The sequence below is a fragment of the Streptomyces sp. JHA26 genome (assembly GCF_002005565.1).
Lineage (GTDB): Bacteria > Actinomycetota > Actinomycetes > Streptomycetales > Streptomycetaceae > Streptomyces.
This window is the reverse complement of record NZ_BDJC01000039.1, coordinates 17,967-38,642: the sequence shown is the minus strand read 5'-3', so window position 1 is coordinate 38,642 and position 20,676 is coordinate 17,967. Positions and strand designations below refer to the sequence as shown.

At 72.7% G+C, this 20,676-nt stretch carries 18 protein-coding genes, 1 tRNA gene and 1 pseudogene; 5 read left to right on the top strand and 15 right to left on the bottom strand.

What is annotated here, in order from left to right; all coding sequences use genetic code 11:
- Positions 1-70 precede the first annotated feature (70 nt).
- From JHAT_RS22780 to JHAT_RS35425, 4 genes and pseudogenes are all read left to right on the top strand, one after another.
- Entirely contained in the window at positions 71-1,093 is a 1,023-nt protein-coding gene (locus tag JHAT_RS22780) for an EamA family transporter (protein WP_077800110.1), read from the top strand.
- The gene (locus tag JHAT_RS22775) at positions 1,090-1,785 is read left to right on the top strand and encodes an NAD(P)-dependent oxidoreductase (RefSeq protein ID WP_077800108.1); all 696 of its coding nucleotides are present in this window, start codon (positions 1,090-1,092) and stop codon (positions 1,783-1,785) included. The genes JHAT_RS22780 and JHAT_RS22775 overlap by 4 nt, the downstream gene beginning before the upstream one ends.
- A 119-nt stretch (positions 1,786-1,904) precedes the next feature.
- Positions 1,905-3,323 (top strand): DUF234 domain-containing protein, encoded by a 1,419-nt coding sequence (locus tag JHAT_RS22770; RefSeq protein ID WP_077800107.1) that lies wholly within the window; start codon positions 1,905-1,907, stop codon positions 3,321-3,323.
- A 296-nt stretch (positions 3,324-3,619) separates the two neighbouring features.
- A pseudogene (locus JHAT_RS35425) lies at positions 3,620-3,904 on the top strand (helix-turn-helix domain-containing protein); the annotation flags it as partial.
- Between the two features lie 110 nt (positions 3,905-4,014).
- On the opposite strand, the gene JHAT_RS22760 reads toward JHAT_RS35425, so the two are convergent.
- The 15 genes from JHAT_RS22760 to JHAT_RS22675 all read right to left on the bottom strand — a co-directional run bounded on the left by JHAT_RS22760 (position 4,015) and on the right by JHAT_RS22675 (position 19,428).
- Positions 4,015-4,278, bottom strand: coding sequence for a hypothetical protein (locus JHAT_RS22760; RefSeq protein WP_077800105.1), 264 nt, complete (start codon positions 4,276-4,278; stop codon positions 4,015-4,017).
- On the bottom strand, positions 4,275-5,636 hold the full coding sequence (locus JHAT_RS22755) for a diacylglycerol kinase family protein (RefSeq protein ID WP_077800104.1): 1,362 nt from the start codon (positions 5,634-5,636) through the stop codon (positions 4,275-4,277). The genes JHAT_RS22760 and JHAT_RS22755 overlap by 4 nt, the downstream gene beginning before the upstream one ends.
- 27 nt (positions 5,637-5,663) lie before the next feature.
- On the bottom strand, positions 5,664-6,110 hold the full coding sequence (locus JHAT_RS22750; RefSeq protein WP_077800103.1) for a hypothetical protein: 447 nt from the start codon (positions 6,108-6,110) through the stop codon (positions 5,664-5,666).
- Positions 6,111-6,140: 30 nt separating this feature from the next.
- A complete protein-coding gene (locus JHAT_RS22745) occupies positions 6,141-6,614 on the bottom strand; it encodes an SHOCT domain-containing protein (protein ID WP_077800102.1) in 474 nt (157 codons plus the stop codon).
- A 56-nt stretch (positions 6,615-6,670) separates the two neighbouring features.
- Positions 6,671-8,035 (bottom strand): hypothetical protein, encoded by a 1,365-nt coding sequence (locus JHAT_RS34720; protein WP_171991009.1) that lies wholly within the window; start codon positions 8,033-8,035, stop codon positions 6,671-6,673.
- 25 nt (positions 8,036-8,060) lie between these two features.
- A complete protein-coding gene (locus tag JHAT_RS22730) occupies positions 8,061-8,720 on the bottom strand; it encodes an HdeD family acid-resistance protein (RefSeq protein WP_077800097.1) in 660 nt (219 codons plus the stop codon).
- A gap of 412 nt (positions 8,721-9,132) precedes the next feature.
- Entirely contained in the window at positions 9,133-9,330 is a 198-nt protein-coding gene (locus JHAT_RS22720; protein WP_077800143.1) for a hypothetical protein, read from the bottom strand.
- Between the two features lie 142 nt (positions 9,331-9,472).
- Entirely contained in the window at positions 9,473-10,006 is a 534-nt protein-coding gene (locus tag JHAT_RS22715) for a hypothetical protein (RefSeq protein WP_077800096.1), read from the bottom strand.
- A 17-nt stretch (positions 10,007-10,023) separates the two neighbouring features.
- The gene (locus JHAT_RS22710) at positions 10,024-11,685 is read right to left on the bottom strand and encodes an MFS transporter (protein WP_077800095.1); all 1,662 of its coding nucleotides are present in this window, start codon (positions 11,683-11,685) and stop codon (positions 10,024-10,026) included.
- A gap of 97 nt (positions 11,686-11,782) precedes the next feature.
- Positions 11,783-14,461, bottom strand: coding sequence for a LuxR C-terminal-related transcriptional regulator (locus JHAT_RS22705; RefSeq protein WP_077800094.1), 2,679 nt, complete (start codon positions 14,459-14,461; stop codon positions 11,783-11,785).
- Positions 14,462-14,466: 5 nt separating this feature from the next.
- Positions 14,467-15,327, bottom strand: a complete 861-nt coding sequence (locus JHAT_RS22700) for a class II glutamine amidotransferase (protein ID WP_077800142.1) — start codon at positions 15,325-15,327, stop codon at positions 14,467-14,469.
- Positions 15,328-15,869: 542 nt separating this feature from the next.
- Positions 15,870-16,124 carry a helix-turn-helix domain-containing protein gene (locus JHAT_RS22690; RefSeq protein ID WP_077800092.1) on the bottom strand — a complete coding sequence of 85 codons (255 nt, stop codon included), beginning with the start codon at positions 16,122-16,124 and terminating at the stop codon, positions 15,870-15,872.
- Between the two features lie 162 nt (positions 16,125-16,286).
- Positions 16,287-16,359: transfer RNA gene (locus JHAT_RS22685), tRNA-Arg, on the bottom strand.
- A 54-nt stretch (positions 16,360-16,413) separates the two neighbouring features.
- Positions 16,414-18,048 (bottom strand): IclR family transcriptional regulator C-terminal domain-containing protein, encoded by a 1,635-nt coding sequence (locus tag JHAT_RS22680; protein WP_077800091.1) that lies wholly within the window; start codon positions 18,046-18,048, stop codon positions 16,414-16,416.
- Between the two features lie 81 nt (positions 18,049-18,129).
- Positions 18,130-19,428: a M6 family metalloprotease domain-containing protein gene (locus JHAT_RS22675; RefSeq protein WP_077800141.1), complete on the bottom strand. Its 1,299-nt coding sequence runs from the start codon at positions 19,426-19,428 to the stop codon at positions 18,130-18,132.
- Positions 19,429-19,864: 436 nt separating this feature from the next.
- Between JHAT_RS22675 and JHAT_RS22670 the strand changes: the two genes are divergently transcribed.
- Complete coding sequence (locus JHAT_RS22670; protein ID WP_077800090.1) at positions 19,865-20,515, top strand: TetR/AcrR family transcriptional regulator; 651 nt, start codon at positions 19,865-19,867, stop codon at positions 20,513-20,515.
- Positions 20,516-20,676: the final 161 nt, after the last annotated feature.

Here is a 20,676-nt window from a genome sequence, read left to right as displayed (position 1 = left end):
GTTCTGCTTCATCGTTGCGATGACAAGCATGTGTTGGACTCATGACAGCCGTCGGCCGAGACTCCTTCCCATGCGAACACCCACCGCACGAGCGCCGGGGGCGCCGGGCATCCCGTACGCGCACCGGGCGGCCACCGTCGCGCTGACCGCCGTCGCCCCCGCCACCTGGGGCACCACCTACGTCGTCACCACGGAACTGCTTCCACCCGGGCACCCGCTGTTCGCCGGGATGCTGCGCGCCCTGCCGGGAGGCCTGGTCGCGCTGGCGATCACGCGTGTGCTCCCGCGCGGGGAGTGGTGGTGGAAGGCGGCGGTCCTCGGCGCGCTCAACATCGGCGCCCTGTACCCCCTGTTGTTCGTGGCGGCCGAACGGCTCCCCGGAGGCGTCGCCGCCACCCTCGGTGCCGCCCAGCCGCTGATGGTCGCCGGGCTGGCCCTCGTACTGCTCCACGACCAGCCGACGGCCTGGCGGTCGATCTGGAGCGTGCTCGGCGTGGTCGGCGTCGGCCTCGTCGTCCTGGGGCCGCAGGCCCGGCTGGACGCCGTCGGAGTCGTCGCGGGCCTGGCCGGTACGGCCGGCATGGCCGCCGGCATCGTCCTCACCAAACGCTGGGGGCTTCCCGCGGGCGTCGGCCCCCTGGCCCTGACCGGCTGGCAGCTGACGGCGGGCGGCCTGCTCCTGCTCCCCCTCACCGCCGCGTTCGAGGGGGCGCCGCCGAGCATCGGCGCCGGAGCGGCCGCCGGGTACCTGTGGCTCGGCAGCGTGGGCGGACTGATCGCGTCCACGCTGTGGTTCCGCGGTCTCGGAAGGCTGCCGGTCGGCGCGTCCGCACCGCTGGTACTGCTGTCCCCGCTGGTCGCGGCCGTCATCGGCGTCGCGATGGGCGAGTCGCTGAGTGCGCTGCAGACCCTCGGCTTCGCCCTGGCCCTGGCGGCGCTGCTCGCCGCGCAGCTGCCCACCGGGGCGGTGCGCACCGGCCGGGTGCGCACCGGCCGGGTGCGCACCGGCCGGGCACGAACCGGCCGGGCACGAACCGCCGCCCCCGAACACCGGCCGCACGACCACGACGTACGAGAAGGACGGATCCGATGAGGAAACAGCTGACGATCGCCGTACTGGGCGCCACCGGGATGGCCGGCAGCCGGGTGACCGCCGAGGGCGGCGCACGCGGCCACCGGATGCTCGCCCTGTCCCGGAAGCCCGGTGGCGGAGACCCGGGGAACCCGAACGTCACGCCGATCGCGGTCGACGCCGACGACGCGTCCGCCCTGCACGAGGCACTCGCGGCCTCCGGCTCCCACGGCGCGGCGGACGCGGTCGTCGTGACGTTGCGGACCGTGCCGGTCGACGAGGACTTCCTGGTCGGCGCCACCCGCACGGTGCTGGACACCGCCGCACGGCTCGGCATCCGCGTCCTCGTGATCGGCGGCGCCGGGGCACTGCGCAGCCCCGGTGACCCCGGTCTCCTGGTCGCCGACGATCCGGAGCACGTACCCGCCGAGTTCAGGGCCGTGGCCGCCGCCGGAGTCGCCCAGCTGCGCACCTGCCGGTCCCACCCCCACCAGGACTGGACCTACCTGAGCCCGCCGGCCCTCCTGCATCCCGGCGAACGCACCGGCCGCTACGGCCGCGGCACCGACACCCTGCTCGTGGACGCCGACGGCCGCTCCTGGATCAGCGCCGAGGACCTGGCCGTCGCGGTGATCGACGAACTGGAGACCCCGGGCCCCGACCACCACATCACGGTGGTCCACCGGGGCCCCGACACCCCGGCCACCGACTGAGCGCGTCCCCGTCGGCCGTCACGGCGCGGGAGCGCCTGTCACATGTTGCCAACATTAATGTTACTAACTTCAATGTTAGTCTCTGTGGTTTCCGGATGGTGCTCGGGTAAGGCGGCGACATGGCGGATTTCGTGGGCAGGCGGCACGAGCTCGAGACGCTGGATCGCGAGCTCGGCAAGGTGACGGCCGGGGTCGGCGGGGAGCGGCCCGGGCGGTGCGTGATGCTCCGGGGGCGCCGCCGGGTGGGCAAGTCGCGGTTGGTGGAGCGGTTCGCCGAGAGGTCCGGCGCGCCGTTCCTCTTCTACGCCGCCACAGGGGCGTCACCGGAGGCGGACCTGGAACGGCTCGGCCAGGACGCGCGGTCGTCCAGCCTTCCGCTGGCGGATCTGCTGTCCGCGGCCCGCCCGGCGAGCTGGGACGCGGCCTTCGACGTCCTGGCGGCAGCGCTTCCGCACGACCGGGCGAGCGTGGTGGTCATGGACGAGGTGCCCTATCTGATGGATGCGGAGGGCGCCTTCGAGGGCATGCTTCAGCGGGCCTGGGACCGGGTGCTGGAGAAGAAGCCGGTTCTGCTGGTGCTCATCGGCTCCGACCTGTCGATGATGGAGGCGCTGAACAGCTATGGGCGCCCGTTCCACCAGCGCGGACGGGAGATGGTGCTGGGCCCGCTCAACCCGGCGGAGGTGGGCGAGATGCTCGGCCTCGATCCCGCCCCGGCCTTCGACGCGGCCTTGATCACCGGTGGACTGCCTCTGATCTGCGCGGAGTGGAGGCACGGCGCCGGGATGTGGGAGTTCCTGCAGGCGGCGCTCGACGATCCGGTCTCGGCCCTGCTGGTGTCGGCGGAGCGCTCGCTCGCCGCGGAGTTCCCCCAGCAGGTCCAGGCCCGCACCGTCCTCTCGGCGATCGGCAGCGGTGAGCGGACGTTCTCCAACATCGCCCGCGCCGCCGGCGGGATCGGGGCGACCCCGCTGCAGCGGTCGCTGGGGGTCCTCGCGGACAAGCGGGTGATCGCGGCGGAGCTTCCCGTGTCCACGCGGCCCTCGAAGGACCGGCGCTATCGGGTCGCGGACCCCTACCTCCGCTTCTGGCTGAAGTTCCTGGGCCCGGCGATGGAGGAGATCGAGCGGGGCCGGGGGGACCTGACGCTGCGACGCATCCGCGAGAACTGGACCAGCTGGCGTGGCAGGGCCGTCGAACCGCTGGTGCGCGAGGCGCTGGCACGCCTCCTGCCCGACGCGAACCTCCCCGCCGCCCCCGCCATCGGCGGTTACTGGACGCGTACCAACGACGTGGAGATCGACATCGTGGGAGCGGACCGCGCGCCGATCGCCAAGGAGCTGTTGTTCGTCGGCTCGGTGAAGTGGCTGGAGAACTCCCCGTTCGACCGGCACGATCTCGCGGCCCTGCACCGGCACCGCGCCGTGCTCACGCCTGCTCCCGTGCCGGTGATCGCCGTCTCGCGCAACGGGACCGACTGCGCGGGGCTCGACGCCGCCTACGGCCCGGCGGACCTCCTCGCGGCATGGTCCTCCTGAGCACGCCGGAATCACCTGCCGGGCCGGAGGCGTACGGACCGCCGACCGGACCCGGACCGGTCGAGTCCGCGCCGGCGGCGGACGAACTCCTGCCGTGGCGGCTGTCCTGGCCGTCGTGACCGCCCCTGGTGGCCGCACGATTGTCCGCGCAAGCCCCCCGGTTGCAGTTATTGCAGATGATTTTTCGTCCAGGGCGGTGATCGGAGGAGGCCGTGGCCCGTACGAGCGTCCTCGCCCGCGCGGAGAAGGTCGAACCGAACCCCTCGCATCAGGATGCCCTCGCCGCGACTGCCCGCATGGTGCCAGAGCAGGTCCAGGTTGTGGTGCGCACCTCGGACGGTGGCGAGCCGGCACTGCCACGGGAACTGGTCCGGACCCTCTTCGCCTCCGCCGACGAGCTGGCCCGTGGGCATGCGGTTACGGTCCTGGCCTCCGAGGTTCAGCTGTCGCCCGCTGAGGCCGCTGAGCTTCTGGGCTTGTCCCGACCGTTTGTCACCCGTCTCCTTGACGCCGGTGACATCCCGTCGGTGAATCTGCCCGGAAGCAGTCACCGTGGGGTGCGCCGTGCCGACGTGCCGGCGTTCCAGCAGCGGTGTGAGCGCCGCAGGGAAGGGCGGCGTCAGATTCGCGGGCTTCCCGTGCCGATGTGTGCCGGCTCTGTGCTGCCTGGGGCATCGGCTGGGGTGTGGCGTCACCCCTGCCGTCGTGCATGCCGGTTCGACCGTCGGCGCACGGTGAAGACGCAGGCGAGGACGCCGAGGGCCCAGGCGATCAGGAGGGCGCCCCACAGCGGCATGGTCACCATGGGGATGAGGAGGCGGATCTCGACACTCGAACGGTTCTCGAAGATGAAGATGAGAGCGATCGCGGTGATCAGGGTGAAGGGCATGAGGCGTCGGACCGCGGGGCGGGAAAGAAACGACTTGTGCGCCTTGCCTGTGGTTGCCTGAGTCATGGGTGTCTCTCCATCTCGTTGCCCCCGACTGGCCGGCGCAGTGCCAGGCGGGCGACGCGCGGCCAGTCGGCCGTCGGTCCGGGGGACCTCGATCCACCGGGCCGGTGGCGCGGCACGCGGACCCGTAGGGCTCCGGGTGCACTGCGGCACACCACAGGGCAGGGCAGAACGACGTACTCCCCGTCGATGCCGACCGGCATGGTGGCGGTATCGGTCTCGACGAGGACTTCGTCGGCGGTGAGCCGGACGAGGCCCCCGGAGTGCGGTCGGCTCGCCAGGCGTGCCGCTTCGGCGGTGCCGGCGACCCGGACGCACGCCACACCGAGGAGTCCCGTGTCCAGCCGCCCCCGGCGCCCCGGGTGCGACACGTCAACGGCCCGGCCGTAGGGGTTGTTGCTGACGAGCAGGGCCTGCAGGCCGGCTATGTGCCGCCCGTTGGCCGTCATGCGCAAAGCGGAGGCGCTGTCGCCCGTGAGCAGTCCGGGAAGGGTCTGCAGGACCGTACGGGCTTTCGCTTCCCGGTAGGCGGGGTCGTTGACGACGGCCGCGTACGTGCCGAACGAGGCGTTGTTGACGAAGACGCGGTCCGCGGCGTACCCCAGGTCGACGCGGATTTCCACACCTCCCGTCAGGGCTTCCAACGCCGCCACCGGATCGTCGCGGTCGAGGCCGAGGTCGAGGGCGAAGTGGTTGCGGGTTCCGGCCGGGATCACCGCGAACGGCACCTCGTGGCGGGCGGCGACGTCGGCGACCAGCGCCTGGGTGCCGTCGCCGCCCGCCACCCCCAGCAGGTCCGCTCCGTCGGCGACGGCCTGCCGGGCCAGCGCGGTGACGTCCTGGCCGGGGCCGAGCACGTGCACACGGCAACCCGCGGCCCGTGCCTTGTCCACCAGGCGGAACCGGTCCACCTTGCCGCCGCCGGATCGGCGGTTCATGAGCACCCAGGGGTGGCAGGGTGTTCCGGCGGCCTCTTCGTAGGGGGTGGGAGCAGGGGCCAGGGCCCAGCGTGCCGCTACGACGGCCAGTACCAAAAGGCCCGACGACAGCAGGGCGGGACCCAGCAGGCCGGCCGTGGCGTAAAGCGCGAGGACGGTGACCGGCGCGGCCACCGACAGAGCTGTTCCGACGATGCGGACGACACCGGTATGGGCCAGGGCCCACCACACGCCGACGGCCGCGAGCGCGAGTCCCGCGATGCCGGTCAAAGCCCACAGCACGCTGCGGAGCCCGGCGGCAACGAGCGGCACCAGGACGCAGGCCGACAGAGCCAGCAGGGCGATGCGGGCGAGAGCGGTGCCGCCCTCGCCCCCGGGGCCCCTTACGCGCCGCCTCCTCGTGTCCGTCCCTCGCGCATCCACGTGTCGCTCCTTCGCTCGGTCACACGTCTAGTCAGGGGTGCGTTCCCCGGACAGGTCGTAGAGGTTGCCGCCGGGCTTGATCACGCTCAGGGCCCAGATGATGAAGCCCGACATGGTGATCATCACGACGGACCACAGCGGGTAGTACGGCAGGGAGAGGAAGTTGGCGAGGATCACGAGTGCGGCGATGACCACGCCGGACACACGCGCCCACGTCGCGACCTTGAGCAGCCCGGCGCTGATGATCACAGCGAGTACGCCCAGGACGAGGTGGATCCAGCCCCAGCTGGTGAGGTCGAACCGGAAGACGTAGTCGGGTGTGGTGACGAAGACGTCGTCCTCGGCGATGGCCATGATCCCCCGCAGGATGTCGAGGAGGCCGACGAGCAGGAGCATGACGGCGGCGAAGACGGTCAGGCCGGTCGCCCACGCCTGTCTCGACGAGTGCGTCGGCCGGGTGTGTGTGGCGGTCATCGTGCGCCTCGATTCGTGGCGTGCGGATGGTCAGCGGACGGAAGGGCTGGATGCGGAGGGGGCCCGGCCCACGTGTTCCGCCGGGCCGTGGCCGCTCAGGACCAGCTCCTTCGCCCTGCGGAACTCCTCGTCCGTGATGGCACCCTGATCGCGGATCTCGGAGAGCCGGGCCAGTTCGTCGACGCTGGAGCGCTGTCCATCGCTCGCGGTCTTCCTGATGTAGGCGTTGAACTCCTCCTGGCGGGCGCGGGCGTGTTCCGTCTCCCGGCGGCCCATGTTCTTCCCGCGTGCGATGACGTAGACGAATACGCCGAGGAAGGGCAGGAGGAGGCAGAACACCAGCCAGCCGGCCTTCGCCCAGCCGCTCAGCCGGTCGTCGCGGAAGATGTCACCGATGATCCGGAAGAGCAGGACGAACCACATGATCCACAGGAAGACCAGAAGCATGGTCCAGAACATGTTGAGCAGTGGGTAGTCGTACGCCAGGTAGGTCTGCGCGTTCATGTCCGTCCTCCGTCCCGGGCGGGCCCGGCCGTCGTTGCGTACCGACCTCAGGGTGGTCATGGGGCTCGGCGCCCGGCATCACCCGGCACGGGTGAGTTGGCCGCCGGGTCGGCGGCTGCCGCCAGGACCGCCATGACGACCAGGGCGGCCGAGGCGATCCCGAGGACGAGCGCCACAGCGGTGACCGTGGGGTGGTTCCAGAGCAACAGGGCCAACGCTCCCGCCGCGACGACGGTGCCGGTGGCCCACGTCCGGTGCTTCGCCAGCAGACGTCCCGTGGACCCGGTGTCCACACCGCTTCGGCGCAGGGCCCGGCCGGTGGCCGCCGTGGCACGCGCGGCCGTCCCTCGGACGGCACGGGCGGCGTGCCCGGGCCCGTACAGGTACGCGGCCAGCGCGGTGACCACCGCGACGACCATCAGCGTGCGGGTGCTGTCGTGCAGGAAGCGGACGAACGTGTCGTAGACGGCCGCCGCCGCGTCGAGCGGCAGCGCCGTGGGCGGTACCGAGTCCAGACAGGCCCGGCGCACTACCGCCAAGGCCACGAGCAGCAGCGCCATCATCGCCCCGACACCGGTCGCGGTGGCCAACAGCATCACGCGGTGGGCGGGTGCGGTCCACACGGCGAGCGCGGCGAGGACGGTGGTCAGTACGGGCAGCCAGACACCGACGACGTCCAGCAGCCGCATCACGCCCTGCGCCTTGTCCAGCTGCTCCGACTCGAACAGCGTGACCGTCCGGTCGCTGTCCGGGATCGCTGCGGCGGCCTTGCCGAAGCCCGCGTCGGCCAGCCGCGCCCGTACCTGATCGACGACCTCCCCCACGTCCAGCCGGACGGCGCCCTCCCCGGTGCTCAGAGCACCCCGGCCCTCACCGGTGAGCATGTGCACCACCGCGGCGTGCGACCGCCGGTTGGCACCCTCCCACGCTCGCCGGAAGACATCGCTGGTGACCACGCCGCTGACGGTGCGCTCGGCGGTGGACCGTACGGCGTCGCGCAGTGGGGCTTCCAGGGACTCGGCGCCGTCCACGATGCGGGGCGGCGCCCCGGCCTCCCGGAGAGTGTCGGCGAGCGAGTCCGTCACCGCCTTCACGTCCACCTGTGCCACCACCCGGTCGGTGAGCCGGTCGGTCAGGGCGTCCTGCACGGCCGGCGCGGACGCCAGCGGCGCCACGGTCGCCACGTACCGGTCGGTGTCGGAGACGGTGTCCTGCACCCAGGCCGCGACCACGGCCAGGGGGGCGAGCAACAGAGTCAGCAGGAGAAGGACCGAGGAGCCGGCCACGCGGGCCCGCCGGTGGCGTACCGACGCCTGCCGGCGCAGAAGCTCGTACTCCGCCCGCTCACCGGCCGACAGGGCGGGGGAGCGGTCGCCAGGCCCGCCGGAGTCGGGCGATCCGGCCGGGGTGGTCGGGGCCATCGACGTTCCTTCCACCGGCCCGTGGTCAGGTCGTGGCAGCGGGCGTTCCCGCTTTCGGCGGGCGTGCCCCGCGCAGCGCGGACCGCCACCCCAGGGCGGCCACCGCCTCGGCCAGCCCCAGCAGGACCAGCCACAGGCCGAGAAGCCGGGTCAGGGCACGGGCCGACTCCGCGGGCAGTGCGAGGACGACGATCCCGGCGACGACCGCCAGTACCGCCATCCCCATGACCAGGCCGCGGTGCGGCAGGTTCTCGGTGACCAGGGCGGCGTAGAGGGTGAGGATGCCGGACACCAGCCAGACCATGCCGACGATCAGTGACAGCGCGGCGATGGTCTGCAGCGGGTTGCGCAGACACAGCACCCCGGCCAGCAGGTACAGCACGGCCAGCAGGAGCCCGGGCAGCCGCTCGTGTCCCTCCCGCGCGAAGACGGCTACGAACCGGAACACACCGGTCAGCAGCAGGTACAGGCCGACGAGGACGGCCAGGACATGCAGGGTCGCCTCCGGCCAGACCAGGACCAGGACGCCGGGGACCAGCGTGGCGACGGCCGATCCCATGAGCCAGGTCCAGGACCGGCCGAGCCGGGTGAGGACGTGCGCAGGGTCGTCCACGGCTCCGGGAACCGCCCTGCCGGCCCCGCCTCCCCGGCCGGGGGGTTCCGCCGCGTCTCGGGGCACGGTCATGGCGCCTCCTCGTGGACCGGCCGGTCGCCACCGGGCCGCCCGGTGGGGAAGGCCGGTGAGCACCGCAGGACTGGTGGGTGTCCGTTCCAGGGTCGGGGCCGGCGCTGAGGGCCGGGATCACCCGTCAGGGGTGATCCCGGCCGGACGGCGGGGCAGCGAGGTGGGATTCGAGAACACCTGTCCACCGGGCCCGGACGAGACGAAGAGACGTGAGACGAGCGATAACACCTCAGGAGGCGGCAAGAGCCGCACCTCGTCAGGACCGGCCCCACGTGACGGGCTCCGTTCTCGCCGGGCCGCCGGGGCGGTCACGGTCGCGCGCGCTGGGTCCGTCGCCGTCGGGCTCGTCACCACCTACTACCCGCTGGAGCGCCGGTCCGGCGAGCGGGCCGACGCACACCGTCCGTGGGCGTCATTCCGGGAGCTGCCGCATCTCCATGACGCGCAGACCCAGTGACTGACAGCGGGTGAGCAGCCCGTACAGGTGGGCCTCGTCGATCACCGTGCCGAACAGGACGGTCTGGCCGGACATGACGACGTGCTCCAGCTCCGGGAACGCGTTGGCCAGCGTCTCCGACAGGTGTCCCTCGATGCGGATCTCGCAGCGCACGAGCGGTCCCTCCACCGGACGGGGCTCGGGACACCGTCCGGGGCTCCGGGGCGGACGGTGTCCTGTGCGACGATCCTGCGCCTCGTCGCCCTCCGACGCCCTCACCCGGTACAGGTGACTCCGGCCGCAGTGCCCGTGCCTTTCAGTGCGTCACTGCGATCTTGACGACGACGATCGCCAGACCGAGCAGTACGTTGACCGTCGCGGTGGTGGCCATCAGCCGCAACGGGGCGCCCGCGCGGTGTGCCGCGGCGACGGACCAGCCCACCTGTCCGGTGACGGCGACGGACAGCGCCAGCCACAGGGTGCCCTGGACGTCCAGCCCCAGCACGGGGCTGACGGCGATCGCCGCGGCCGGAGGCACGGCGGCCTTCACGATGGGCCACTCCTCGCGGCACACCCGCAGGATCACCCGCCGGTCCGGAGTGCGCCGCGCGAGACGCGCTCCGAACAGCTCGGCGTGGACGTGGGCGATCCAGAACACCAGGCTGGTGAGCAACAGCAGCAGAACCAGTTCGGCGCGGGGGAACGAGCCCAGGGTGCCGGCGCCGATCACGACGGAGGCCGCGAGCATGGAGCCGTAGACACCGCCGGTGTAGTCCGCATGGGCCCGGTGCGCGGCCCGCCGCTCCCGCCGGTCCGTGGATCGCCCTGTCCCGGTCTCGCCCGCGGTCACCTGTGTCTCCTTCGAGCTCAGCCGGTCGGCCCGGACGGCCCGGTCGGCCCGGACGGCCCGGCTGTCCGGCCCCCGGCACCGGGTTCGGGTTCGGGTTCGGACGGGCGGCCTGCCCGGGTGGTCGGAAGACGTGCGGTGACCAGGAAGCTCGCGAGCGCGACGCCGCCCGTGGCCAGGATCGCCGCCTTCAGCCCGTCCAACTGGGCGGAGGCGTAGGAGTCCGCCACGGCGTCGACCTCGGACGGCGGCAGCCCGGCCTCCTCGGCCGCGGAACGCACCTGCTCGGTCGGGACGAAGGTGATGCCGGCCTCCAGACGGACCCCCACCTCGTCCCGGGCGGCCGGGGACAGCCGGGGGTCGTCCGCGACCTGGGTGGTGAAGGCGCCTGCCAGCGCGCCGACCAGGATCGAGCCGATGAGCGCGGTGCCCAGCGACGAGCCCAGATTCTGGGCCGTGAACTGCAGCCCTCCGGCCTCGCTGCGCTCCTCCTCACCGACACCGGACTGCACGACGTTGCCGAGCTGCGAGGCGAGCAGACCGACGCCCACCCCGAGCACCGCCATCGCTCCGGCGAACTGGGCGTCGTCGATGACCGGGTCGATCGTGGCGAGCAGCCACACGACGGCCGCCGCCAGAATCGCCAGGGCCAGCCGCACCACCCGGCGCGGTCCCATCCTGTGCCCCAGCGCGGACCCGCACAGGGAGGTCACCAGCATGGTGGCCGACACCGGCAGCAGGCGCAGCCCGGTCTGGAAGGCGTTGAAGCCCTGCACCACCTGGAGGTAGAGCGGGATGGCGAAGAACAGGCCGAGGAGGATGAGGTTCTGGCTGAGCAGGGTCGTCAGGCCGGCCCGCAGTACGGGCCTGCCCAGCAGGGACAGGTGTACCAGAGGGTCGGCGCCCCGGGCCTCCCGCCGCCGTTCCCAGACCCGGAACAGGGTCAGCACGGCGATTCCGGCACCGACGACGAACAGCGTGGGGGAGAAGCCCAGGACGGTGAAGGGAGGGTTGCGGGGCTCGATCCAGCCCCAGGTGCTGCTCTGCAGCACCCCGAGTACGCCCAGCCCCAGCCCGGCGGCGGAGAGCACCGCGCCGAGCCCGTCCAGCCGGGGGCGTTTCGCGGCCGGGGCGGGCGTCGCGATCACCCGCCGGCACAGCAGCACGGCCACGACGACGAGTACCTCACCGGCGAAGACCAGCCGCCAGGTGAGGTAGGTCGTCATCCAGCCGCCCAGCAGCGGGCCGACCGCGATCCCGGAGCCGGCGAGCCCGCCGATGACCGCGTAGGCGACGGCCCGGTCCCGTCCGCGGTATGACTGGGCGACCAGCGCCGCCATGGCCGGAAGCACCATGGCGGCCCCGAGCCCTTCGACGACGGACCAGCCCAGCGTGAGCACCCACAGTGTGGGCGCCACGGCCGTCACGGCCGAGCCGACCCCGTACACGGCCAGTCCCGTGAGGAACATGCGGCGCCGGCCCAGGATGTCCCCGAGCCGGCCGCCGATGAGCATGAACGCCGCCATGACCAGCGCGTACAGGGTGATGACGGCCTGGATGGCGGTGACCTCCGTGTCGAAGTCCTCGACCAACTGGCTGATCGACACGTTCATCACGGAGGTGTCCAGGACCATCAGGAACTGGGCCGTACCGAGGACTGCGAGGGCCCGCCAGTGCTTCACGTCGTCTCACCTCGCCGGGTCGACCGGTGCGCTGCGGCACGTTCCTCCCATCGCACCCCGGCGGCGGCGCCGTGTGCCTCACCCCTCGCGGGGGAGGTCACAGGAGGCCGAGGTCGCGCGCCCGGCGTACCGCGTCGCCGCGCCGGTTCACCGCCAGCTTCCGGTAGGCGCTCTTGAGATGGGTCTTCACCGTGTTGACCGACACGTAGAGGTCGGCGGCGATCTCCTCCGCGGACATCATGCGGGCCAGCCGCCGCAGCACGTCGCGTTCGCGTCCGCTCAGTTCCACCGGCACCAGGAGCGCGGGGTCAGCTACGGGCTGCACCGGCTCGCCGTGCGTTTGCCGCCGGCCGGACGGGAGCCAGCCCTCGGCGAGCCCGTGCAGCGGGGCTGTGGCCAACAGCGGCTCGATCCAGTCCCCTGCCTGGAGGAAAGGACGCCGCAGTCGCTCGCGCCGGGCGTCGAGAAGCGCACGTGCGACGAGCCGGCGGGCGGTGATCGTGTCTCCCGACTCCTGCGCCACCCGGGCCCGCACCAGCGCCGCCCCCACGCTCACCGCGGGGCCGGTGCGTCCCTCGGCGCGAACGGCGCCGAGCAGTTCTGCCGCCGCGCGGGGATGCCCCGCGGCGACCTGGATCCCCGCTGCTTCGACGGCGCACACCGGTTGGTCGCCACCGACGCCTTGGAGAAGGCGCACGGCTTCGTCCGGCCGTCCGTCGGCGAGGCAGGCGGCGGAGCGGACGACTGCCGCTTGACTCTCCGCCCAGGGGGACGCCACTGCCGTGGACACGGTCGGCTCCGCAGCCTCGGCGGCGGCGTCCGTTTCACCGTCGTCGAGCAGAAGGCGTGAGACGGTCATGGCCCGACCCGCCGTCGGTACCGGATCGTGTTCCCGCGCCGGAAGCCGTGCCGTCTCGTCGAGCAGGACCCGGGCCCGGCCCAGTTCCTGTCGGGCCACGGCCACCGCGGCCAGGACCAGCCGGCCCAGGCCCGCGCCGGGGGGCCGGGGCAACCCCGCCCGTTCCGCCTCGGCCACCGCGGCCAGTGCCCTGCGTTCCGCCCGGCCGAGCCAGCCGTTCAGATAGTCGAGCAGGGCCAGGTGCCCCATCGACTCCACTCGGGGCAGGACGGTGGCGGATCCGCCCGGGGCACCGGCCGCACGGCGCAGCGCGGCGCGTGCGTCGTCGAAGCGTCCTTCCCACAGGCGGGCCGAACCCACGTGTGTCATCAGCAGGGCGGTCAGTTCCGGATGCTCGTCCAGCAGGTGGTCAGGCAGGTCCCGGCGCAGTTCCTCGGCCGTCGCGGCGGCCTGCTCGGCTCGCGGAGGGCAGCCGGTGAGCCGGGCGGCGAGTGCCTCCAGCAGTGTGCAGCTCAGCCGGGCTGCCACCGGGCCGGGAGAGTCCTCGGTCTCGGAGAGCTGTTCCCGGGCCCGTCGCAGCCGGTCCAGACCGTGGTCGAGGTCGCGTCGGGCCAGTGCGCCGGCCGCCCGCACGAGGTCGCTCGCCGGGCTCCCCGCTTCGGGCCCCATGCCGGCGAAGAGCTGGGCCAGAGCGTCCGAGCGCAGGCCGGTGAAGAGCTGCCCGATCGCGAGGTCGTCGACGAGCGCGCCGGCGGCCAGGTCGAAGTCGCCGCCCGCGGCCCCGTGGGCGAGCGTCTCCGGGAGGAAGCCGGAACGGCGCAGCCATCGCGCGGCTCGCAGGTGCAGCTCCGCTTCCGCACCGGGCATGCGTTCGCGCAGGTGAGCCCGGAGGATCTCCCGGAACAGCGGGTGCAGTCGGTACCAGGAGTGTCCCAGCCGCTCGATGAACGCGTTCTCCCGGTGCAGCCCGGCGAGGAGGCGTTCGGCGTCGGCCCGTAGCGTCAGGGCGTCGGCCAGGTCCGGGCAGAACCGGTCCAGGACGCTCACCCGCAACAGCAGGTCCTGCGTCTCCTCCGTCCTCCCCTTGAGGACCTCCGCCAGCAGGAAGTCCGCGACCGTGCTGTGGTCCGCCTCGAACTCCTTCAGATACCGCTCGGGATCGGTGCTCTCCCGGGCCGCCAGGGCGGACAGCCGCAGCCCGGCGGCCCAGCCTCGGGTCCGGTCCACCAGGGCGGAAGCGGCGGACTCGGGAAGGCACAGCCCGTGCAGCCGCAGCAGCGCACCGGCCTCCTCCGGGGTGAAGGACAGTTCGGCGCCGCGGATCTCGGTCAGCTCGTCGGCGGCGCGGTAGCGGTGCAGCGGGAGCAGCGGCTCGGTGCGGGTGACGAGCACGAGGCGCAGTCCCCGCCCGGAGTGGCGCAGGACGAACTCCAGCTGTTCCGCGACCTCAGGGACGGCCATCCGGTCGTACTCGTCCAGCACGAGGACCACGGGGCCGTCGCGGGCGTTCAGTTCGGCGGCGAGCGATGCCAGCAGACCGCGTCCCACGCCGCTCGAGTCCGCCGGCGCCCCGGCACCGCCGGCCGCCCGCGCCCCGCACATGCGCAGGGACTCGAAGACGTAGGCCCAGAAGATCCCGGGCCGGTGATCTCCGGCCTCTACGGTCAACCAGGCGACCGGCAGCCGCAGCCCCGCGGCCCAGTCGGCCGTCAGGAGCGTCTTGCCGGCGCCGGCCGATCCGTTGACCAGCGTCAGCGGTGTGTTCAGGGCCTGATCCAGATGCGAGACGAGCCGCTGCCGCCGCAAGAAGGTGTCAGGCCGACAGGGAAGCGCGAACCGTGTGCGCAGGTACGGATCGCCTGACGGGTCGGTGCCCGCATCGGCCGGTGCCCGGGCCCTGCCGTCGGTCGTGCTCACACTCCTCACCCCCGTGCCCCTGCCCCTTCGGTGGACTCGGGCCTGAAGCGGTGGAGCACGCCCCCGCCCGGCTGGACGACGCCGTAACTGCTCTCGGGCACCTCGTTCCACGCCCCCGGCAGGTCACCCAGAGGCTCCGACACGACGAGACGGGTCTCGTCGGACAGCTCACGCAGGAACGACACGTCCGGGTGAAGCGCGCGCAGGGCGTCCACCTTCGTGCTGACGTACAACGATCGCGAACGGCCTTCACTGGAATAACGGAAGGCCCACACGTGCTCGCCGTCGGTCACCGCGACGGTCATCTGCAGTGGGTGAGGGATACCGTGCGACCGAGCGGTCGTCTCGACAAGCCCCGCCATGCGCGCCACCGCACCGGGCGGGTCGTCGGGCAGACCGAAGGTCAGGGCGAGGAAGAACATGACCTCGGAGTCGGTGGAGCCCTCGATGTCGGAGTACAGGGCCGGGTCGACGGCCAGGGCGAGATCACGCCGAATCCGACGGAACTCACTGATCATCCCGTTGTGCATCCACAGCCACCGACCGCTCCGGAAGGGATGGCAGTTGCTCTGCTGCACCGCCGTCCCCGTCGATGCCCTGATGTGCCCGAAGAACAGCCCCGAGCGCGTGTGGTGGGCGACTTCCTGCAGATTGCGGTCGTTCCAGGCCGGGCCCACACCCCGCAGGACCGCCGGATCGGCGGTATCCGTGTCCTGCGGGTACCAGCCGATACCGAAGCCGTCTCCGTTGGTCGTCTCCACACCCATACGGGAGTGCAGACTCTGGTCGATCAGGGAGTGCTCCGGCTGGAACAGAACCTGGCTGAGGAGGACGGGTGCACCCGAGTAGGCGATCCAGCGGCACATGGTGACGCCCCTTCCGGCGGTGGCGAAGGCGCCACCGCGGTGACCGGCCACGGGATACCCCGCAGTCCCAGCGCACGGCAGACGTCGTCCCGCGGCTGCTACCAGTATCGCTTCCGGTGGCCGTCGGGGCATGCGGACGGGCAGTCCTGCGTCGTGGGCGCAGTACGCCGGATGGGCGTGCTGCTTCTGCGGTGCCTCTCTCGCGACGACGGGTGGCGTGTCCGTCGGCCGCGCCCAAGGCCGCCCCGGCGTCCACGACCTCAACATCGAGGTGTACGCCTGCCCGCCCCTGTCGGGCTGCGGGCCGTCGCGCCTCGCACAGACTCCCGCCCGCTACCAGCGGGCGGGTCAGACGCCTCCGTCCGGAGGCGACGTCCACAACAGGAGGACTACGGGCCCGACGCCTGGGAGCGGCTGTTGAAGGAGCACGGGTTCACCGACGTCGACGCGACGGTCCTGGAGGCACCGCCCGGCAACCGGGCGATCGGGACCCTTGTCGTCCGAGCGCGCGCCTGAGGTTCTCTCCTGGCTGCGGCTCGTCCCTACTCCCCGTCGGGGGCGGGCCGCCTGACGAGCTCCTCTAGCTGCACGCCCATGGCGTCGGCGATCCGAATCAGCGTGTCGGGGATCGGGGCCGAGTGCCCGTTCTCGATGCGGCTGTACGAGGCCACGTCGATACCCGACCGGTCACACACGTCCAGCTGGCTTAGGTTCAGGTCCTCGCGCACCTGGCGGATCCGCTCCCCGACTCCTACGGGAGTGCGGGGGTTGCTTGCGTCCGAGGTGACCTGCGACAACGACTTGATCGTTTAGGGGACATTTAGGAGACGGGGCTCCGTAGGGAGGGTGTATTCAGCTCGCAGGGAGACCGTAGGCAGACTGGGAATCACGGGCACGAGAGAGGCCCCGGACGTCCGCTGACCTGCGGTTTCCGGGGCCTCTGCCCTGGTCAAGCTCTGTGCCCCCGGCAGGATTCGAACCTGCGACACCCGCTTTAGGAGAGCGGTGCTCTATCCCCTGAGCTACGAAGGCCGGTGATGGTGCGCGGTGGTACGGCTGTGCCACCGCCGACAGTGTAGCGGGTGGTCAGGTCGGGGGGACGGGGGTGAAGCGGGCTGCCGTGTGGAGGTCCGTCTCGATGCCGGTGGCCGTCCGGCGGAGCTCCGGGAGGATCTCCGTCACGCAGGCCTCCGTCGTCCGGCGGGCCGCGTGCATCGCCACGTTCACCGCCGCCACCGCCCGGCCCGTGCGGTCGCGCACCGGGACCGCGATCGAGCGCAGGCCGGCTTCCAGTTCCTCGTCTACCAGGGCGTAGCCCTGTGCTCGGACCTCTTCGAGGTGCGCGAGGAGCACGCGGCCCAGGGAGGTCGCGGAGGCCGGCAGGCGGGTGCCCACGGGGATGCGGGCGCTCATCACGCGGCTCGGGGAGGCCTGGGCCGTGTACTGGACCTCCGTGCCCGAGTCGGACAGGACGGCCAGGGAGGCCGACTCGTTGACGCGGGCCGCCAGCGCGGTCAGGTGGGGCTGGGCGATCTGGGGGAGGGTGAGGCGGGAGAGGGGCGGGAAGCCGAGGGAGAGGACGCGGGGGGTGAGGGTGAAGGCGCGGTCGGGGGACTGCGTCACCAGGCCCGCGTGTTCGTGGGTGATCAGGGCACGGCGGACCGTCGCCCGCGCCAGCCCCGTCGCCTTCGCGACCTCCGTGAGGGTCAGGGACGCCCGGCCCTCGCCGAAGGCCGTGAGGACGGTCAGGCCGCGGGCCAGGGACTCCACGAAGTCCCGGCCCAGCTCCTGTTTCGACGCGCCCGTCCAGATGGCCAGGCCCGTCGCGGGCGGTGCGTCGGAGGCCGGTGGCGGGGCGGTGCGCAGGTCGTCCTCCATCCGCGTCACCGCCGAGCGCAGGCGGGGGAGCAGGGTGGTCCGCAGGTCCCGGGCCGTGTGGCGGCTGGTGTGGCTCACCACGCTCGCCACGCACGTCACCCGGCCGGTGCCGGGATCCCGCACCGGCACCGAGACCGCGACCAGGCCCGGCTCGATCAGCTGGTCGTCCAGGGCCCAGCCGTCGGCCGCCGCCCTCGCCGTGCGGTGCTCGAAGTCCGCGTCGGAGGAGGTGGTGGCGTGGGTGCGTGGTGGTACGGAGGGGAAGGTGCGGTCCTCCGGGTCGGTGGAGCGGCGGGCGTGCCAGTGGTCCCAGTCGGCCTCCGTCCACTCCGTGGCGAACAGCGGGCCGGGTGCGGTGCGTTCGGCGGGCAGCAGGTCGCCGATGCGGAAGCTCAGGGACATCGCCCGGCGGCGCGTGGCCTGGTGGATGAAGCGGACGCCGTCCCGGTCGCCGACCGCCAGGGACACCGACTCGTCCAGTTCGTCGGCGAGGGCGTCGGCCCGGTGGGACAGCAGGGCGGGCAGGCGCAGGGCGGCGAGGTAGGCGTTGCCCAGTTCCATCAGGCGGGGGGCGAGGGTCACGTCGCGGCCGTCCGGGCGGACGTACCCCATGCGGGCCAGGGTGGCGGTGACGCGGTCGACCGTGGAGCGGGCGAGGCCGGTGGCCTTCTCCAGCTCGCTGAGGCTGAGGGTGCCGCCGTCCGCCTCGGTCAGCCGCCGCAGTACGGCGATGCCGCGCAGCAGCGGCGCGACCGCCTCGGCCGGCGTGACCGCCTCGGCCGGCGTGACGGCGTCGGCCGGCGTGGCGGCGTCGGCGGTGTCGTGCGTGGTGTGGGCGGGCATCTGCTCTCCGGTACGGCGGTCGCGGCAGGCCTACCGTAATGCGGGGCCGGTGGTCCCTTCCCCTCCCCGGCGGCCCGGACGTCAGCTCCGCGTGACCCGCACCTGGTGGTCGCCCTTCAGGTCCGCCCCCGACACCGTGATCGTGATGCCCCGGCGCGGGTCCTTGAAGGTCTCGCCCGGGACGAAGGCGGCGTCCGAGAGCTCCGCGTGGACGTTGGGGCTGCGCGTGCAACCGCCGCTGTGCTCACGGGAGTCGTACACCGTCACCGGGCCCATCCCCGTGTCCACGTCCGCGTCGACCTTGTAGATCAGGACGCCCTCGCGGCAGACGGCCTCGTCGTTGCCCTCGCGGGTGCGCAGCTCGACCGCGTACCCGGACTTCCCGTCCAGCGGTACGACCACGAGCTTGTCGCCGCCCTTGCGGGCCAGCGGCGTCAGCGTGTACTCCGTCGTGCCCGGCCGCGACGCGCAGTGCACCTGGGACGGTTCCAGCCAGCCCAGCTTCCACTTGTGCCAGCCGAGCAGGTCGTTGTCGGCGCCCCAGTCCTCGCTCATGATGTCCCAGTGGCCGACCGCGCCCCCGCCCTCCTGGGTGTAGAGGTCGGGCAGGCCGAAGACGTGGCCGTTCTCGTGGGGCAGGACGCGGTAGCCGGTCTCGTCGTAGGAGCCGGAGCCGTCGTCCTGCCGGGAGTAGACGAAGGACGCGTTCGCCACCGGGACGCCGTCGGCGACCGGGGCCTCGGCGTTGCCGGCGAAGGTGACGGACAGGACCGTGTCCAGGGCGGAGGGGCCCGCGTTCGGCGTCACCAGGACGTTCAGGACGTCGTACGCGCGGAAGTCCACCTTCGCGTCGGCCACCGACACCAGGTCCTGCACCAGCTCCCGGTAGCCGGGTTCGAAGGGGGCGCCGCGCTGTATGCCGTACTCGGCGAACGGCTTGGGCATGCGCAGCCAGCCGCGGACCGGGGTCTCGGGGCGGTAGTCGAGGCGGCCGTAGGAGCTGGTGCGGAACCACTCCCGGGTCTGCGGGAAGAACTCGGCGTACCGGTCGAGGGCCGTGCCCTCGCCGGGCGCGTCGGAGAAGTCGATCATCAGGTTGAGCGCGCGGACGGTCCCGGTGGAGCGGGCGTACCCGGACGAGGTCGGGACGCCTTCCGACATCTGGATCTCGGGGCCGCCGCTGATCAGGCAGGGGCCGTGCGCGGAGGAGCGGGAGAGGGTGGCCGGGCCCGGTCCGGCCGTGGAGGTGCCCGGGGCGAGCCGGCCGGTGCCCGCCGAGGTGCTGACGGCGAGCGTCAGGACGGCGACGGTCGCTATCGCGGCCGGCCGGCGCAGGCGTATCCGACGGCTCGGCGGCCGCACGTGCGGCTGCGGCTGCATGCAGACCTCCCGGACCACGGCAGCCGCCGGTCACCGACTGCACCCTGGTGAACACCCTGTGTCGAGAGGGGTGCGGGCGCGCGTTGGAGCGGACCGATCGTGGGTTTCCCGCGGGTAGCCGTCGGTGCCGTCCGGGGCCGGGGTGCCCGCGCCCTCGCGGGCCTGCTCAGGGACCTGCTCGGGGCCTTGCTCGTGACCCCGCTCACGGGCGTGTTCGCGGCCTCGTCGGCAGCCCTTGTCCGGGGTCCCGTTCCCGCCCCGGCGGGGTGTCGCGGGGCACCGTGGAAGGTGTGACGCACGTCACTGTGAAGAGGTGCGTGTGAGGGAAATAACCGGGGACCGCTTCCCCGTTTAGCCCTGTGTTCGAGCGAAACGGGGAAACGATCCCCGGATCGCGACCCAGGATCCACCGTCATCCCCGTCCGAGGAGTACGCCGTGCAGACCGCAACCCCCGCGCAGCGCAAGGCGACCCGGCCGCGTGCCGACGCCCTGCGCAACCGGGAGCGGATCGTCACCGCCGCCCGGGAGATGTTCGTCGAGCACGGCCCCGACGTGCCGCTCGACGAGGTCGCCCGCCGGGCCGGTGTCGGCAACGCCACGGTGTACCGCAACTTCCCCGACCGCGACGCCCTCGTCCGCGAGGTCGTCTGCTCGGTCATGGACCGCACGGCACGGGCGGCCGAGCTGGCCCTCGCGGACACCGGCGACGCGTTCGAGGCGCTGGAGCGCTTCGTGCACGCCGCCGCCGACGAGCGGATCAGCGCGCTGTGCCCGATGGTGGCCAGCACGTTCGACCAGTACCACCCCGACCTGGAAGCGGCGCGCGGCCGGGTCGAGCGGCTCGTCGCCGAGGTCATGGAGCGGGCGGCGGCGGCCGGTCAGCTCCGCCCCGACGTGGGCGTGGGCGACCTGATGATCGCCGTGGCCCAGCTCAGCCGGCCCCCGGCCGGCACCGAGTGCCTGCGCGCCGACCGGTTCGTCCACCGTCATCTCCAGCTGTTCCTGGACGGGTTGCGGGCCCCCGCCCGCTCCGCCCTGCCGGAGAGGGCCATGACCATGGAGGACCTGCGGCGCCCCTGCGACTAGTACCGCGACCCGTACGCGACCACTCCTCCGACCGGCACCGGCATCGGCACCGGCGTCCACACCGACACCCGCACCAGCACCAGCACCGGCGCCGGTGCCGGTGCCGGTGTTCCACGACGAGTTCCACGAAGAGTTCCACGACGCCCGGCCGTCCGCACGCA

Excerpts from the sequence above, each read along its gene's own strand:
- JHAT_RS22700 (WP_077800142.1), bottom strand. The coding sequence starts at position 15,327 with ATGTGCCGCTGGATCGCCTACTCGGGTGCACCCGTCCTCCTCAGCCAG.
- JHAT_RS22780 (WP_077800110.1), top strand. The coding sequence starts at position 71 with ATGCGAACACCCACCGCACGAGCGCCGGGGGCGCCGGGCATCCCGTAC.
- JHAT_RS22745 (WP_077800102.1), bottom strand. The coding sequence starts at position 6,614 with ATGAACGCGCAGACCTACCTGGCGTACGACTACCCACTGCTCAACATG.
- JHAT_RS22760 (WP_077800105.1), bottom strand. The coding sequence starts at position 4,278 with ATGACTCAGGCAACCACAGGCAAGGCGCACAAGTCGTTTCTTTCCCGC.
- JHAT_RS22775 (WP_077800108.1), top strand. The coding sequence starts at position 1,090 with ATGAGGAAACAGCTGACGATCGCCGTACTGGGCGCCACCGGGATGGCC.
- JHAT_RS22675 (WP_077800141.1), bottom strand. The coding sequence starts at position 19,428 with ATGCAGCCGCAGCCGCACGTGCGGCCGCCGAGCCGTCGGATACGCCTG.
- JHAT_RS22770 (WP_077800107.1), top strand. The coding sequence starts at position 1,905 with ATGGCGGATTTCGTGGGCAGGCGGCACGAGCTCGAGACGCTGGATCGC.
- JHAT_RS34720 (WP_171991009.1), bottom strand. The coding sequence starts at position 8,035 with ATGGCCCCGACCACCCCGGCCGGATCGCCCGACTCCGGCGGGCCTGGC.
- JHAT_RS22750 (WP_077800103.1), bottom strand. The coding sequence starts at position 6,110 with ATGACCGCCACACACACCCGGCCGACGCACTCGTCGAGACAGGCGTGG.
- JHAT_RS22680 (WP_077800091.1), bottom strand. The coding sequence starts at position 18,048 with ATGCCCGCCCACACCACGCACGACACCGCCGACGCCGCCACGCCGGCC.
- JHAT_RS22730 (WP_077800097.1), bottom strand. The coding sequence starts at position 8,720 with ATGACCGTGCCCCGAGACGCGGCGGAACCCCCCGGCCGGGGAGGCGGG.